Origin of the sequence: Leptospira ilyithenensis (assembly GCF_004771005.1) — a bacterium.
GTDB classification, from domain to species: Bacteria; Spirochaetota; Leptospiria; order Leptospirales; family Leptospiraceae; genus Leptospira_A; species Leptospira_A ilyithenensis.
Genome location: NZ_RQHV01000061.1, coordinates 153,702 through 169,197 on the forward strand (window position 1 = coordinate 153,702; position 15,496 = coordinate 169,197).

The 15,496-nt window shown below is 37.7% G+C and carries 14 protein-coding genes; 10 read left to right on the top strand and 4 right to left on the bottom strand.

The annotated features are described in order from the left end of the window. Positions 1-3: 3 nt before the first annotated feature. Complete coding sequence (locus tag EHS11_RS13955) at positions 4-777, top strand: hypothetical protein (protein ID WP_135765022.1); 774 nt, start codon at positions 4-6, stop codon at positions 775-777. Beyond that, on the top strand, positions 774-1,709 hold the full coding sequence (locus EHS11_RS13960) for a glycosyltransferase family 2 protein (protein WP_135765023.1): 936 nt from the start codon (positions 774-776) through the stop codon (positions 1,707-1,709). Before EHS11_RS13955 ends, EHS11_RS13960 begins: the two co-directional genes overlap by 4 nt. Here EHS11_RS13960 and EHS11_RS13965 read toward each other — a convergent pair. Then, entirely contained in the window at positions 1,697-2,764 is a 1,068-nt protein-coding gene (locus EHS11_RS13965) for a glycosyltransferase family 4 protein (RefSeq protein ID WP_135765024.1), read from the bottom strand. The genes EHS11_RS13960 and EHS11_RS13965 overlap by 13 nt on opposite strands. A 282-nt stretch (positions 2,765-3,046) precedes the next feature. Between EHS11_RS13965 and EHS11_RS13970 the strand changes: the two genes are divergently transcribed. The 4 genes from EHS11_RS13970 to EHS11_RS13985 are packed head-to-tail and all read left to right on the top strand — an operon-like array spanning position 3,047 to position 7,291. Beyond that, positions 3,047-4,108, top strand: coding sequence for an NAD-dependent epimerase/dehydratase family protein (locus EHS11_RS13970; RefSeq protein WP_135765025.1), 1,062 nt, complete (start codon positions 3,047-3,049; stop codon positions 4,106-4,108). Positions 4,109-4,119: 11 nt separating this feature from the next. Continuing rightward, entirely contained in the window at positions 4,120-5,181 is a 1,062-nt protein-coding gene (locus EHS11_RS13975) for an NAD-dependent epimerase/dehydratase family protein (RefSeq protein ID WP_135765026.1), read from the top strand. A gap of 2 nt (positions 5,182-5,183) precedes the next feature. Then, positions 5,184-5,942 carry a glycosyltransferase family 2 protein gene (locus EHS11_RS13980; RefSeq protein WP_135765027.1) on the top strand — a complete coding sequence of 253 codons (759 nt, stop codon included), beginning with the start codon at positions 5,184-5,186 and terminating at the stop codon, positions 5,940-5,942. Next, positions 5,939-7,291 (top strand): hypothetical protein, encoded by a 1,353-nt coding sequence (locus tag EHS11_RS13985; RefSeq protein ID WP_135765028.1) that lies wholly within the window; start codon positions 5,939-5,941, stop codon positions 7,289-7,291. The genes EHS11_RS13980 and EHS11_RS13985 overlap by 4 nt, the downstream gene beginning before the upstream one ends. Positions 7,292-7,362: 71 nt before the next feature. Here EHS11_RS13985 and EHS11_RS13990 read toward each other — a convergent pair whose 3' ends face one another. Next, complete coding sequence (locus EHS11_RS13990; RefSeq protein WP_135765029.1) at positions 7,363-8,100, bottom strand: glycosyltransferase family 2 protein; 738 nt, start codon at positions 8,098-8,100, stop codon at positions 7,363-7,365. An 83-nt stretch (positions 8,101-8,183) separates the two neighbouring features. On the opposite strand from EHS11_RS13990, the gene EHS11_RS13995 reads away from it, so the two are divergent. Both EHS11_RS13995 and EHS11_RS14000 read left to right on the top strand, forming a co-directional pair. Continuing rightward, positions 8,184-9,173, top strand: a complete 990-nt coding sequence (locus EHS11_RS13995) for a phosphoglycerate dehydrogenase (protein ID WP_135765030.1) — start codon at positions 8,184-8,186, stop codon at positions 9,171-9,173. A 17-nt stretch (positions 9,174-9,190) separates the two neighbouring features. Continuing rightward, positions 9,191-10,867 (top strand): glycosyltransferase family 39 protein, encoded by a 1,677-nt coding sequence (locus tag EHS11_RS14000; protein WP_167884456.1) that lies wholly within the window; start codon positions 9,191-9,193, stop codon positions 10,865-10,867. Positions 10,868-10,869: 2 nt separating this feature from the next. Here the strand turns inward: EHS11_RS14000 and EHS11_RS14005 are convergent, their stop codons facing one another. Then, a complete protein-coding gene (locus tag EHS11_RS14005) occupies positions 10,870-11,832 on the bottom strand; it encodes a glycosyltransferase family 2 protein (protein WP_135765032.1) in 963 nt (320 codons plus the stop codon). A 98-nt stretch (positions 11,833-11,930) separates the two neighbouring features. Between EHS11_RS14005 and EHS11_RS14010 the strand changes: the two genes are divergently transcribed. Continuing rightward, positions 11,931-12,737 (top strand): glycosyltransferase family 2 protein, encoded by an 807-nt coding sequence (locus EHS11_RS14010; RefSeq protein ID WP_135765033.1) that lies wholly within the window; start codon positions 11,931-11,933, stop codon positions 12,735-12,737. 2 nt (positions 12,738-12,739) lie between these two features. On the opposite strand, the gene EHS11_RS14015 is transcribed toward EHS11_RS14010, so the two are convergent. Further along, a complete protein-coding gene (locus tag EHS11_RS14015; protein ID WP_135765034.1) occupies positions 12,740-14,230 on the bottom strand; it encodes a glycosyltransferase family 39 protein in 1,491 nt (496 codons plus the stop codon). Between the two features lie 118 nt (positions 14,231-14,348). On the opposite strand from EHS11_RS14015, the gene EHS11_RS14020 reads away from it, so the two are divergent. Continuing rightward, positions 14,349-15,491: a glycosyltransferase gene (locus tag EHS11_RS14020; protein WP_135765035.1), complete on the top strand. Its 1,143-nt coding sequence runs from the start codon at positions 14,349-14,351 to the stop codon at positions 15,489-15,491. Positions 15,492-15,496: the final 5 nt, after the last annotated feature.

The window sequence follows — 15,496 nt, forward strand, 5'->3', positions numbered from 1 at the left end:
TGTTTGCAAATTAAAATACACCAGATTTATTTTCATGAAAACCAAAAGGCTTCTCTTTTGGACGGGTTTATCCCGTATTTCAATCAAAGCAAAAACTTCAGACAACTCTATGAAACGGAAGTATTCTTTCATCTGTTTGACGAATCCGAATTAGTCGATGAAAATTTTTACGGTGCCGTATCATGGAAGTTCGGAGAGAAAACGGGTATTACCGGAAATGAGTTTTTTCAGTTTGTGCAATCGAATCCTAACAAGGAAGTGTATTTGGCAAACCCTTATCCTGAGCTGATTCATTTGTATGATAATCCGTGGATACAAGGAGAGAATGTTCATCCGGGACTTTTAAAAATATCTCAAACTGTCTTCGATCTCTCAAAGTATAGGATTGATTTAAGCAAAATCCGATTGGAGAAAGATAGACAACTTTATTGCAATTATTTTGCGGGTTCGGGCGTATTCTGGAAATCCTATCTGATCTTTTTAAAGGATATGGTTTCTGTCATTGAAACGGAATCCAAGATCCAGAAACTGATTAAAAGAAAGACTTCCTATATATACGAAGCTTCCTTTTTACCGTTCTTTTTGGAAAGGTTGTTGCCTACTTATTTATTTTTGAATCCTGAAATCAAAACGGTAAGTTACGGCTATAAGGATGAATTTTTGCTAAATAGGTATTTGAAAGTGATCAAAGAAAAGGAAGATGCTCTTTTCAGGCATCAAAGGATTTTTCGAAAGATTCCTTTTCTGAATTTATTGCGTAAGCTGGTAAAATATTGAATCGTTTTTCATTGCTTACCGTCCATTGGAATACAGCCGAACTCACGTTAAAGTTTATTGAATTGGTAATGCCTTATGTCATTGCAAATGATTGGCAGCTTTTTCTGTTGGAAAACAACTCCAATGATGCTGAAAAAAAGATCCTTAAGGAAGGTATCGAGAAAAAAGGACTCCATAAAAACGATTCCTTTCATCTTGTAGAAAGCGACGAGAATTTGGGATTTGCCGGCGGAATCAATTTGATCGCAGATCATGCATTTCAAAAATTTCCAGAACATCATTTTTGGGTATTAAATACGGATATTACAATTCCCGAAGAGACTATGAAATACATACACACGAGACTGGAGTTGAATGATCGTTTGGTGGGATCTTTGGTGTTTGACGAGACCGGAGACCGCTTATTGTTTTCCGGAGCATCCTTCCCTTTGACGATTTTCGGAGTTCAATATTCCAAATCAAAGAAAGTTTTGCCAAATGAAAAATGGGATACTTCTTATTGCGAAGGTTCTAGTCTTGTTATCAATAATTTCATATACAAAGATTTAACTTCGGAGCGGAAGACTCTTTTCGACCAAAAGCTTTTCCTATACTGTGAAGATCTTGAATTGGGTTTAAAGGCGAAAGAATTGGGATATTATTCCGAACTGGATACAAATCTGATTATTTATCACAAACATTCCCAAAGTGGGGGAGGTTCGGGGAATTTCTTAGCATTTTATTATATTACAAGAAATCGGATCTTGCTTGCGAAAGATTATCTCTCCTTTCCTGTGTTTCTGTTTTACATACTATTTTCGATTATCACTCGTTTGGTTATCAATCTTGTTTTGATGAGCAAACGAAACGTGAAGGTCCGTTTCGCAATTTTTAGAGGAATCGTTGATGGAATCTTGGGAAAAACGGGACGATGGGAAGGTCATCCTTCCTGAGATTCAATGCATTCGGAATATACATTCAAATCTTTGAGCATATTCATCATAGCAATTCGTTTGTTTTCAAATGTAAATTGACTCAGAATTCTTGCTCTGGCACGGGAACCCATCTTATTTCTTAACGGTTCGTTCTTAAGAATTTTTATCGTAGCTTCAACCATGGAATCAATAGACAAAGGATCCGTATATATGCCGGTATCTCCAACGACTTCGGTGATCGCACCATTTGCGCTTGTTAGAATCGGACATTCGCAGGCCATAGCTTCCGCAACCGCCAATCCGAAACCTTCGTAAAGTGTAGGTGCCATATAAAGGTCCGTTCTATGGAGAAGTTCTACTTTGAATTCTTCGGTTACGTTTCCATGAAATGTAACCAGGTGTTTGATCTCCAGATGATTTACATGTTGTTCCAAGTTTGCAAATCCCGGACCTGGCCGGCCACAAACATTGAAATGAATGGAAATGTCTTTTTCATCAAGAACCTTAACTACATTCATAAGTTGAAAGATTCTTTTTCTTTCCATATTATGTTGCTCTAGCCAGGAAATCACTGTTAGCTGGTATGGCGCTTTACCTGCTTGTTTGGATTTTTTTTTTGTGTTTTTTCGAGGGGAGTATTTTTTCCCATCAATACAGCAACCGATGATATATGGGTTTTTGACGGCTAGGTTTTTTTTTACATCGTTAAATTCGATGTCGGATATGAAAATATTCGCATCGGCAAAAATCAATCCCAATCGAACGAGAATTTTATATAAAAAACTTCTTCTGATGAAATCCGTTCCTTGCATCAAAGGAGTGCTGTAATGAAATGCTCCGGAAATAATCACTTTTTTGTTTCTTAAGTAACCTGCAATCAAACCGAAGATCGAGTAGGTCCACCACCATACGTAGATGAAATCGCATTTGGTAAGGAACAAATCCAAAATTCGATTTGTAACAATGACTTTATATCCCAGATCTTCGAGTGCACGGATGTCTTGTTCGTAGTAAGCAACGGTTTTAAAGAGAGTGAGGTCTTTTACATGGCTGAAGAAAATGATTGTTCGCATTTTTTATGTTAATTGGTTTTTTTGTTAGTAAAGAGTTTGAAATTGAATATAAATGAAACATCTATCTCGAAGAGATGAATGTTTATACATTGATCACTCGGGTATAATATTCAATGGAATTGAAATGATTCTTTTTACTCAAGAAAAAACTCTTTGGGGATTTGTTCTTTTCCGGATTTTGACTTAAATCGACGGATTCCAAAGTGACGAAATTCCTTGTTTGACATCCATCGAAGAAGCGGAAATATTAAAAAGAATAGATATGATTTTGGTAGAAAATAAATGAAAACAGTTTTAGTTACCGGTGGCGCGGGGTTTCTCGGATCGCACTTGGCATTGCGCTGGAAAGAAGAAAATCCGAACGATAAAATAATCGCCTTCGATAATCTCAAGAGAAGAGGTTCTGAATTAAATATTTCAAGATTACGTTCCAAGGGTATTGAATTCTTTCACGGAGATATCAGGATTAAAGAAGACCTGTTTGCTCTTCCGAAGATTGATTTGATTTTGGAATGTTCTGCGGAACCGTCCGTCATGGCAGGGATCAACAGCTCCCCTGATTACCTGATTCAAACCAATTTAATAGGAACTTTGAATTGTTTGGAATTGGCAAGAAGAGACAAATCCGATTTTGTATTTTTTTCAACCAGTAGAGTGTATCCGATCGAATCTTTGAATCAAGCCGATTGGAAGGAATCCGAAACCCGATTCGAATGGAACGATAAACAAAAGTTAAGCGGAGTGAGTTCGCTTGGAATTACCGAATCGTTTCCTTTGGAAAAACCTAGATCGCTCTACGGAAGTACGAAGCTTGCTTCCGAATTGATCATACAGGAATACGGAGATACCTACGGTTTAAGAACTCTGATCAACCGATGCGGAGTTTTGACCGGACCTTGGCAGATGGGGAAAATCGACCAAGGCGTCGTTGTATTTTGGTTAGCTTCTCATGTTTATAAAAGAAATTTGAAATACTTCGGATATGGCGGAAAAGGGAAACAAGTAAGAGATTTGCTTCATGTGGAAGATCTTTACGCTCTGCTTAAATTGCAGATTGGAAGTTGGGAATTAAGCAACGGACAAACTTTTAATGTCGGTGGAGGACGGGAAGTAAGTGTGAGTTTGTTGGAACTGACCGACATTTGTCAGAAAATCACAGGAAACAAAATTGAAATCGAATCCGTTCTCGAAGATAGACAGGCTGACATTCGAATCTATCTTTCCGATTGCACAAAAGTAAAAAATACATTCGGTTGGCGACCGAAATATGATCCGGAAACGATTTTGAAGGAAATCCATATTTGGATTCAAGAAAACTCTTTGATTTTGGCTAATATATTATAAAGGTAAGTAAAATGGGCGTAGTAATTATAACAGGATCGGCCGGCTTGATCGGTGCTGAATCCGTTCGGTTTTTTGCAAACAAGGGATACCAGATCGTCGGAATCGACAATGATATGCGTAAGGATTTTTTCGGTGAGGAGGCTTCTACTCATTGGCAAAGAAAACAACTCGAAGAGTCCATTCCGAATTACAAACATTATTCGGTCGATATTCGGAACCAAGAATCCATTTTTCCTATTTTCAAAGAATATAATGATGATATAGAACTTGTAATTCATGCGGCAGCGCAACCGTCGCACGATTGGGCAGCCAAAGATCCATTTAAGGATTTTACTGTAAATGCAAACGGAACTCTCGTTTTGCTTGAGGCTGTGAGACTATATTCTCCAAAATCCGTTTTTATCTTTACTTCTACTAACAAGGTTTACGGCGATACTCCCAACTATTTACCGTTAGTTGAAATGGAAAAACGCTGGGAGATTGATGAAAAACATCCTTACTTTCGGTACGGAATCGACGAATCCATGAGCATTGATCAAACCAAACACTCCCTGTTCGGCAGCTCGAAGGTAGCGGCCGACGTAATGGTTCAGGAATACGGAAAATACTTCGGGATAAAAACAGGAGTATTCAGGGGCGGGTGTTTGACCGGTCCGGGGCATTCCGGTACCGCATTACATGGGTTTCTTGCTTATCTGATGAAGTGTGCAATTACTGGCCAACATTATAACGTATTCGGATATAAAGGCAAGCAGGTTCGGGACAATATTCATAGTTATGATTTGGTAAATATGTTTTACCATTTTTTAAAAAATCCGAAAGCCGGAGAGGTTTATAATGCGGGAGGAAGCCGCCATTCCAATTGTTCCATGATGGAAGCGATCGAACAATGTGAAAAAATTACCGGCAAAAAAATGAATTATACTTATATGGAAGACAACCGGATCGGAGATCATATTTGGTATATCAGCGATGTTCGTAAATTTCAAAAACATTATCCCGATTGGAAATATAATTACGACTTAAACGATATTCTTGTTCAGATTTATGATGCTACTTCCCTGCGGGTTTAATCATGATCAAGAAAGATAAACTCAGTATTATCATTCCAGCTTATAACGAGGAGGAAAACATCATTCCTACCGTCTCGCAGATCGTTCCTTTTTTAAAACAGGACAAGATTCCTTTTGAGATCGTAATCGTAAATGATAACAGTAAGGATAAAACTCCGGAGAAAGTAAAAGAATTACAACGTACGTATCCTGAAGTGAAATTGGTTTCGAGAACCGCACCGGGTGGTTTCGGAAGAGCCATTCGAACCGGATTGGAAAATTTTACCGGTGACGTAGTGGTAATTGTAATGGCTGATTTGTCCGATGATCCGGAAGATATAGTCAGGTATTATAACAAAATACAGGAAGGGTACGATTGCGTATTCGGAAGCCGTTTCCGAAACGGATCCGTTGTAAAAGAATATCCGGTAATAAAATACTATGTAAACCGAATCGTAAATTCTTTTTTGCAGTTATTATTTTTAACCCGGCATAACGATTTAACGAATGCGTTTAAAGCATACAGAGCTTCCGTTATAAAAAATATACATCCTCTTCATGCCTGCCATTTTAATATCACGATCGAACTTTCACTTTCCGCGCTGATCCGCGATTATAAAATCGCATCCATTCCTATCAATTGGTATGGTAGAAAGTGGGGACAGTCCAATTTAAAACTTCGTGCTATGGGCAGAAGGTATCTCGCTACATTACTTAAGATTTGGTTTGAAAGATTACTCATTCTTGATGATCTTCTTGCGGAGAAATCGGATATAAAATGATCTTCTTTCATTTGAAGAAAAAATTTCATAAATATCAGATATTCTTAACCGTATTCTTTCTGGTCTGGTCCATTCGTTTGCTATGGATCGGTTTGTACGGAGTGGACGTTCCCTTTTGGGATCAGTGGGATGGTGAGGCGGATTCCATTTATTTGCCCATTCTTCGGGGCGATTATGATCTCAAGCATTTGATTTCCCAACACAATGAACATCGGATTTTCTTTACCAGGATCCTGAGCATCGTCATCTTTTTGTTAAATGGACATTGGAATACTGTTCTTGTGATGCAGATACAGGCAATGATTCCCGGTGCAATCGCAGGTTTTCTTGCACAAACTTTTTGGAAGATCAACCGCTCTTATTCTGCTTGTTTGGGGATTGCCGTTTATTTTGCCGCTCCTTTGGGAACGGAGAATATGTTATGGGGATTTCAAAGTCAGTTTTACTTTATGGTTTTGTTTTCCGTTATCTCCATCTATTATTCTTCTTTCGGAGAATCAAATAGGAAATTCGTTCTATCGGCCTTTGTGTTTTCCGTATTTGCTTTTTTTAATATAGCAAGCGGAGCATTGGTAGCATTTGTCATATCTGTTGTTTCCTGTTTGAAACTAATCTTTGGTCTTTCAGAAGATAAAAAGAAAACGATTCTTATCTCTATCTCATTTCTATTATTATTTGTTTTTGAAATATTTTTTACAAAATTGCCTTCCGGGCACGAAGAACTTCACGCTTCGGATTATCATACTTATTTGAATTCCTTATCGTTATACATGGGTTGGCCGGGTATAAATAAAATCGGATTCGGTTATTATATTCACGGATTTACCTTTTCTTTATTTTTTATTATCCTGATTTTTAAAAGGGAAAAACTAAAAAACCCGTATGTTCAATATCTGATAAGTTTGCAGATTTGGATTTATGCACAAATTCTATTGCTTGTATATGCAAGAGGAGGCGGCTCTGAAGCAAATATTGCAAATCGTTATTTGGACATACTATCCCTTGGTCCGTTATTTACTTTTTTTATCCTTATCTGTTTGTTAAATCGGAAACGGATAATCCTATTTGCAAATCTTTCCTTCTTATTGTTATCTATTGTTTTTACCAATCGGGTAATAAGAGAAGGTTTTATCGAAAGGGCGAGTTTGTTTTTGCAAAGGGAAAAGATGTTATCCGTTTTGGTGACTGCCAAACGGATGGAGGCAAAGGAAAAAGGTTCCTCCTTACCGTTCCTTCTTGCGAAAACACCCGTATTGGAATTGCCTTATCCTGATGCGACCCGATTGCATATGTTACTGACCGATCCGTTATTTGATAAGATGATGCCGATTTTGTCTTATCGGGAATGATCTTCCGGATATTATCTTCTAAGGGAACATCAGAAAGTGGAATAAGGATAATTGGAATTGTTTGAGATGTTTCAAACAATAAACTCGAAGAGTTTGGTAAAGTATTTGGAATAGATTTTAAAATAGTTTGTTTTGATTCCCAACCCGTCACAGGCTTGTTTGATTTCCTTGTTGATGATCAGATTGCTTTTGAATCCTTTTGTACTTTCCCCGCCTGTTTGCATAATGACCCAAGTTTCGGGTATGTATTTATAATGGATGTTAGCTTGGAAAAAACGGGCAAGCAGTTCGAAGTCGGCGGCGATTTTGAATTTTATATCGAATACTCCCAATCGGTCATAAACTTCTTTTTTTGCATAAAAACTTGGATGAGCGGGCATTTTGCCGAAGGCAAAATCTTTCGGTTTGAAGTTGCCGGATTTGTATTTACGAATTAATTTTCCAGATGAATTTATAAAAATAATATCGGCAAAGACCGCATCTATATCTTCTTTGGAGAATGTTTCCGCAATCCTGGCCAATACGAAATCATCAGCAAATCTGTCATCGGAATGAAGTAGGCCAATCACATCGCCCGTTGCAGCACGGAGACCTTTGTTCAAAGCATCGTAAATCCCTTTGTCAGGTTCCGAGATAAATCTTTGTATCTTGTTTCCGTAGGATTGTATTATTTCCTTCGTTCCGTCTTTCGATCCGCCGTCCACAATGATATATTCGATCGTTATATTTTTTTGAGCGAGGACTGACTCAATACATTGACGGATTGTATCTTTTCTATTATAAACAGCTGTTATGATGGAGATCTTCATTCAAGTTCTATTGGTAAGAAAAATGAAAATGGATTGTTTTAACAATGTTTTTATTTATAAATGTTTAAGAAAAGAAAACGACTATGAAACCTTTTAAGATTTTCGTATCTACCTTCCCATTTGGTAAAGTAGACCCTAGTCCTCGTAATTTATTAAAGGAGGAAGAGGGTGTGGAAATTATTTATAATCCTCTTTCCCGTAAACTTTCCAAGTCCGAGATTGCCGAATTTGCATCTGATTGCGACGGATTGATTGCGGGAACGGAAGATCTGAGTGAATTGATTTCCGGGACTTCCAGGTTGCAGTTGATTTCGAGAGTGGGGATTGGGCTTGACAGTGTGGATTTATGGAAGTGCAAGGAAAAAAACATTAAGGTCTGTTATACGCCAGATGCGGTTACTATGGCAGTTGCAGAGTTGACGATCGGACTTATTCTCGCTTTAACCCGTAGAGTGGGACTTGCTGATCGTGAGATTCGTGGTGGAAAATGGATACGACATTTTGGAAAAAGACTAGGCGAATCTATAATTGGACTTATCGGATTCGGTAGAGTCGGAACAAATGTCGCCCGACTTCTTTTGCCCTTCGGTGCTAAGATTCTTGTGAATGATAAAAAGGATATTGTTTCGGAAATGCAATCTCTCGCGGATTTGGGACTTGATATTCATTTCGCATCGAAGGAAGAAATTTATTCCGGATCGGATGTGATCAGCTTGCATGTTCCCGCTTATCAACTGACTAGGGAGCTTGTCAATAAAGAGAGTTTGAAGTTTTTTAAACCGGATTCGTTTCTTATCAATACTGCGCGAGGAGAACTTGTGAATGAAAATGATCTGTATGAATGTTTGAAACAGGGAAAAATCGCAGGTGCTGCATTGGACGTTTTTGAAAAAGAGCCGTATAACGGAGATTTTGTTTCTCTGGACAATGTGATTTTGACTCAACACATGGGTTCCTGTTCTTATGATTGCAGATTGAATATGGAAAAACAGGCGGCGGAAGATATGATTCGTTTTAAAAAAGGTCTCCCTTTGTTACGCGAAGTGCCTATGTCGGAATACGAATACCAATGAGGCAAATACTATTTTTTATGAATTTTATTTCAAGATATCCTTTTATTATATTTTTGATTGTTTCGTTGCCTTTGACGTTTTTGTTAGCACCCGATTACGGGATTTCCTATGACGAAACATTTCATAAAAATTACGGAAACTTTATCATTGAGTATTATATGTCTTTCGGTAAAAATCCCGTTGCAGTATCTTATATAGATCTGTTTTATTACGGCGGATTCTATGATGTGATTTCACAAATATTTACAAATTCAATTTTATACTTATTCAATTCGGATTCCATTTATGAAGTGAGGCATTTTTTCAACGGATGGATCGGGCTTCTCGGATTTTATTTTGTATATAAAATCTGTGAAATTTCTTTTTCCAAACGAGTGGGGCTTTTGGCATATATTTTTCTTTTGGGAATTCCAGAATACACAGGTCATATTTTTTTTAATCCTAAAGATATTCCGTTTTCCAGTTTTTATATCGGTGCTGTTTATTTTTTCATTCGTTACACCAAATTAAAATCTCCTAAGTTGACCGATTTTCTTTTGTTTTCCGTTTTTACCGGCTTTGCCATTGGGGTTCGGATTTTGGGAATTTTACTTTGGCCTATTTTCGGTTTGTTCCTTCTTTCGTTTCATTATCGTAAGGATTCGAATTTAAAAGATAATTTAAAGATCTTGCTATCAAAAGGATTACAGTTCTTTGTTATCTCATATACAACTGCTCTTCTTTTCTGGCCTTACTTATTAAAGTCTCCAGTCTTGAATGCAATTCGGACTTTTAAGACCATGTCTCAATTTCCATGGGCGGGTCCGGTGATGTTTGCCGGAGAAAAAATCAAAGCTCCCGAAATAGGAAGAAAATATCTACCTACTTTCTTTGCTTATACTTTGCCGGATTATCTATTTCTGGTTTGTATCATCGGTTTGGGCATATTGGCTTATTTGATTGTATTTAAAAAAGAATTTTTTAAAAATTTAAAAATTGATCAGGGCTTTTGGATATTAGTATTTGCAGGATTAGGTGCTCTTTTTATCATTATATTGAAAAAGCCTGTTTTATACAACGGATACAGGCAGGTTTTTTTCGTATTACCGCCTATCATTTGTATTTTGGCAAAAGTTTTTTCAGATCTTATCGGTCAGCTTGATAAAAAGATTCGGGTTTTATCTCTAATTCTCATCGCTATTGCGATGGCGGATAGTTTTTATATCATGTACCGGATGCATCCTTACGAATATATTTACTTCAACCGTACGTTTAGTTCGGGAATGGAAGAAGGTTGGAAAAAATTCGACTCCGATTATTGGGCAACCAGTATCAAAGAGGGAAGCCTTTGGTTGAAGAATCATTTAAAGAATGATCCGAGACAGGTAAGGGTTTCCAACTCGGCAACAGCAAGTCAGTCGGATTATTATTTCAACAAGCAGGAATTTTATAAATCCGAGTTGGAATACAGACAATTTGCAAGTTCTCGTACAAAGGCAAATTTATTCACGGACGAAAGTATGGAGAGGATTGGTCATTTTGATCTGATGAAACATTCGGGAAAACAAAAATTCCTTTTTGCAAAAAGAGGGGCGCCTTCCGATTATTTATTAGCCACCAGAGTGCTCGATTTCTATAAAGAATACCCGGGAGACATCATTCATACAGTGGAAAGAATGGGGATTCCCATTCTTTATGTAATGAAAAGAAGATAGATTTATTTTTTCTTTTTTGAATTTGTTTTGAAACCGATTGCCTCACTTACCAAATAAACCGGTCTTTGTTTCACTTCATGAAACACTCTGGCAATATACTCGCCCAAAACACCGATGCCTATCAACTGAATCCCACCTAAGAAAAGTACGATGACGATCGTCGAATCGTATCCCGGAACATCTATCCCTCGGATCAGAACCCGAATGATTCGAAAGATCAGATAAAAAAAAGCAAATCCGGAAACCGCAAATCCGATATAACTCCATATCTTCAATGGTATCGTGCTAAACATCAGAATTCCGTCCAAAGCAAAATTCCACAACTTCCAGTAATTCCACTTCGTATTTCCTTCGAATCTGGCATCTCTATCATACTCGATGAACGTATGTTTGAATCCCACCCAGGCGAAGATCCCCTTCATAAATCTATTTCGTTCTCCCATGCTGTTGATCGCGTCTACCACCTTGCGATCGATTAGGCGAAAATCTCCCACGTCTCTCGGTATTTCCACATCACTCATGTAGCTGATGCTTTTGTAAAAAAAATTCGCAGTCAGTTTTTTGAACCAACTTTCCCCGGCCCTTTCCTTTCGTTTCGCGTAAACGACTTCATAACCTTCTTTCCATTTTTGAATCATATTGGGAATGATTTCGGGAGGATCTTGCAGATCGGAGTCAATGGGAATGACCATATCTCCGCTGCTAAAAGCAAGTCCGGCCGAAAGTCCCGCTTCTTTTCCGAAGTTTCTGGAAAAATTAAGTACCTTGATTTTCGGATTTCTTTTTTGTTCCGAAAGTAAAATGGATAAGGTATTGTCGCGACTTCCGTCATTGATCGTAATGATTTCGTATGAGTAAGGGAGTTTGGAAAGAACGGATTCCACCCTTGAAAAAAATTCTTTCGCTCCGCTTTCTTCGTTATAAAAAGGGGCAATGATGCTGATTTGGGTAAGGTTGGATTTCATCGTTTACAAAGATTAGTATTTGAAACTTTCCGTCTTTGTCCAGAGATTCTTTGTTAAACCATTGACGATATATAGCAAACACTAAATTAGTAATAACCATGGCTTCATCTAAAATAAAAAAAACTACAAAATCACCGAAATCGAATTTACCAACTACTTCACTGATCATTCCGATCTATAATGAAGCCGGTCATTTGTTGGAATTTTTAGAGAAGGTAGATGCTTTGAAAATCCCGACAGCGAAAGAATTGGTGTTCATTGATGATTGCTCTAAAGATGAATCCAGAACTATCTTGAAACAATTTTCTTTTCGTTCCGAGCATCAATTGATTTTCCAAGAGAAAAATCAAGGTAAGGGTGCTGCCTTACGGAGAGGGATACAGGCGGCAAAGGGAGATATCATTATTGTTCAAGATGCCGATTTTGAATATGATATGGAAGAGATTCCGATGCTCATTGAACCTGTAGCATCAGGCAAAGCGGATGTTGTGTTCGGTTCCCGTTTCAAGAAGGACGGTAGACAAGTCCATCGTACGTTTCACTATCTGATCAATCGTTTTCTAACCATCTTATCAAACTTTCTAAGCGGGCTTTATCTTACCGATATGGAAACTTGTTATAAAGTTTTTAAGGCAGAGATCATAAAAAACATTCATTTGGAATCGAATCGGTTCGGATTCGAACCGGAGGTAACTGCAAAAGTAGGAAGATTGAAAGTCAGAGTTCAGGAATTTCCGATTTCTTACTATCCTAGAAATTATCTGGAGGGCAAAAAAATCACCTGGAAAGACGGAGTGGCGGCGCTTCGTCATATCATTTATTATAACTGGTTTGCGCCGAAAAAAGATTTTTTTACAAAAAACATTCCCGGGAAATACATCCCGCGAGGAGCTAACTGGCTTTAGGTTTATTTGGTAAGTACATAGACTTTGATTCCCCAAATGGGAATCATTTGCGAGCTACTTACTTGTTTTTCAATTCGAACTCTTTCCGCTTCCGGAAAAACGGATTGCATATTCGACTCCACCAGAAATATTTTCCTGCCTTTGGGAATAGCTTTTAATATTTCCAAATCCAATTGATTTTCCTTTTTAGGAAATTCCAAAACACGCATATGATTGTGTTCCGGCATTTGTTGAAAATAATAATTAAAAAATCTGTCTTCTCCGTAAGAGTAGATACTTGATCCTTTTGCTTCATGTAACAGAAAAGATACTGTTTGTTTGTAATGCTCTTTGAAAGGTTTATAATAGCTTCGGGTAAAAGAAAAAATGAAAAACAAAGAAAAGAAACAAACTAAAGCGAGTTTTATGTTTCTTTTCGGTTTAACGAATATTTCTATCGTGATCGAAATGAACAAAATCAAAGGATAAGACAATACAAGCAAGTTTCTACCGGTAAGAACCGGTTTGTAGATGGAAATGATATTTGTTGTGGATAGAAACAAAAGGATGACTCCTCCCAAGAGATATAGATTTTCTTTGGTCGGGGAATTTGATTTGTCTTTTAAATAAGAAATAGCGGCCTTGAAATTGATTCCTATGGAAACGGAATATAACAGAAAACAAATCAATATGACCTGGATTCCTTTGTAAGGAAGCAGAAAAAAAGTGTAATTGAATATTTCGAAAAACACAAAAATACCCGTAGAAGGAATCCACGAAATCCGATCCGTTTGGGGCAAGAGAAAAACCAGTTTGTATATCTCGGGAAAATACAATAATAACTGTAGGACACCTGCCGTAATTAGTATGGGAATTTGTCTGAATTCATTTTTTAAAACCAGATAAACCGACAAAACAAAGTAGAGATGCGCAGAATACAATAGCCCGAAGTAATGCGTGTAAGACGCCAAAGTCCCGAACAATATAAAAAGACCGTAAGTTTTATAGTCGTTTCGTTTCTCGGAAGAGTTCTTTGCGATTTTTAAAAACCAGATTGTAGTAAGGATCGAAAAAAATACCAACATGGAATAGGATCTGGCTTCTTGGGAATAGTATACCGCACCGAAACTCGCTGATAAAAATAAAAATGAATAAAGATCCGAATCTTTTTTTGAAAAATAAAATTTGATGATCAGCACAAGTAGGGATAAAATTCCGAAAAATGCGCTGAGTGACCTAACGGACGTAGGTGAGTTGGAAAAGTAATAAATCCAATAATGCAATATGATTCCGTGCAATGGCGGATTCGTTTCCTGTTCGAACGTTTTTAAAGTATCCGAAAGATTCGGGAGGGACGAGTTCAATACGGAAAAAAGCTCATCAGCCCATAAGGATTGAATATCTATGTTGTGGGTTCTGAAATAGATGCCGATCAGGAGAAAAACAGGAATGATGACATATAAGGAAACTTTTTCATAACTAAGTGCAAAACGAACACCGGTTTTATTATTCATAAATCTTAGTAGGAAATATCTATCAACCCGTTTTGTTTGTCACGATAAAAACGGATGTTTGCGCTCAAAATTACAAGTTGACCATTCCGCCCCGAGATATTTTTTTACTGGTATCGCTATGCCTCAGTTTTCCCTTATTTTACCTACTTACAATGAAAAGGAAAATCTAATCCTCCTTCTTCCCAAATTGGTTGCTTTATTTAAATCGAAAAAGATTGATTATGAGATCATCGTCGTGGATGATGATTCACCCGATTTAACTTGGAAATGGTTCCAGACAAAGGAAAAGGATTTTCCTTCCGTTCGGCTGATCCGCAGAATCCATGAAAAAGGATTGAGTTCTGCTGTCCTTACCGGAATGGCATCGGCGGCGGGGGATTATCTCGGTGTTATGGACGCCGATCTTCAACATGATGAAAACATTCTGCCCGAGATGATTTCAAAATTATCCGCTTCGGATATAGTGATCGGATCGCGCAGGGTGGATAATGGAAGTTATGGGGAGATGTCTTCCATACGAAAGTTTATCAGCTATTCGGCGGCGATGCTTGCAAAGATTTTTTTGCCATTGCCTACGACTGATCCGATGAGCGGATTTTTTGCCCTTCGCAGGGAAGTTTTTGAAACTGCAAAATCCGAAATCAATCCCCGTGGATTTAAGATCCTGCTAGAGTTTTTGGGAAGGACCAAAAACCTGAAAGTGAGTGAAGTAGGTTACTCCTTTCGAAAAAGAAATCACGGCGAGACAAAACTTTCCGGTTCCGTGATGCAACAGTATCTGATTGCACTTTTCGAAATGCGATTCGGTTCTTATATTTCTTTGGAGTTCATTAAATATGGACTGACGGGATTGTCGGGAGTTATTGTAAACTTAGGCGGTCAGTTTGTATATAACAACATTTTGGCGATTGATGTTGCAAACCAGATCAGATCCGCCATTTCCTTGCCTTCAGGCGCAATAGGATTCGGATTCGAATTAAGCGTACTTACCAATTATTTATTAAACAATTTTTGGACTTTTTCGGATCGTAAAAATATCGGATTTATAGGCAATGCGATCGGATTTTTCAAATTCAACCTGATCAGTCTTCTCGGTTTTGTGATCCAATTTTCAACCTGGTTTTTTTTGGTTCAATACTTTCAATTGAATTACCCTGAGTTTTTAACAAGCTGGATCACTTATATGGGAAATGCAGTAGGAATCGTTCTGGCAACTGCAACCAATTATTTTTTAAACAGAAATTTTACATGGAAGTCATAAACTAC

Coding starts and splice junctions, on each gene's coding strand:
- EHS11_RS13965 (WP_135765024.1), bottom strand. CDS start 2,764: ATGCGAACAATCATTTTCTTCAGCCATGTAAAAGACCTCACTCTCTTT.
- EHS11_RS13970 (WP_135765025.1), top strand. CDS start 3,047: ATGAAAACAGTTTTAGTTACCGGTGGCGCGGGGTTTCTCGGATCGCAC.
- EHS11_RS13975 (WP_135765026.1), top strand. CDS start 4,120: ATGGGCGTAGTAATTATAACAGGATCGGCCGGCTTGATCGGTGCTGAA.
- EHS11_RS13980 (WP_135765027.1), top strand. CDS start 5,184: ATGATCAAGAAAGATAAACTCAGTATTATCATTCCAGCTTATAACGAG.
- EHS11_RS13985 (WP_135765028.1), top strand. CDS start 5,939: ATGATCTTCTTTCATTTGAAGAAAAAATTTCATAAATATCAGATATTC.
- EHS11_RS13990 (WP_135765029.1), bottom strand. CDS start 8,100: ATGAAGATCTCCATCATAACAGCTGTTTATAATAGAAAAGATACAATC.
- EHS11_RS13995 (WP_135765030.1), top strand. CDS start 8,184: ATGAAACCTTTTAAGATTTTCGTATCTACCTTCCCATTTGGTAAAGTA.
- EHS11_RS14000 (WP_167884456.1), top strand. CDS start 9,191: ATGAATTTTATTTCAAGATATCCTTTTATTATATTTTTGATTGTTTCG.
- EHS11_RS14005 (WP_135765032.1), bottom strand. CDS start 11,832: ATGAAATCCAACCTTACCCAAATCAGCATCATTGCCCCTTTTTATAAC.
- EHS11_RS14010 (WP_135765033.1), top strand. CDS start 11,931: ATGGCTTCATCTAAAATAAAAAAAACTACAAAATCACCGAAATCGAAT.
- EHS11_RS14015 (WP_135765034.1), bottom strand. CDS start 14,230: ATGAATAATAAAACCGGTGTTCGTTTTGCACTTAGTTATGAAAAAGTT.
- EHS11_RS14020 (WP_135765035.1), top strand. CDS start 14,349: ATGCCTCAGTTTTCCCTTATTTTACCTACTTACAATGAAAAGGAAAAT.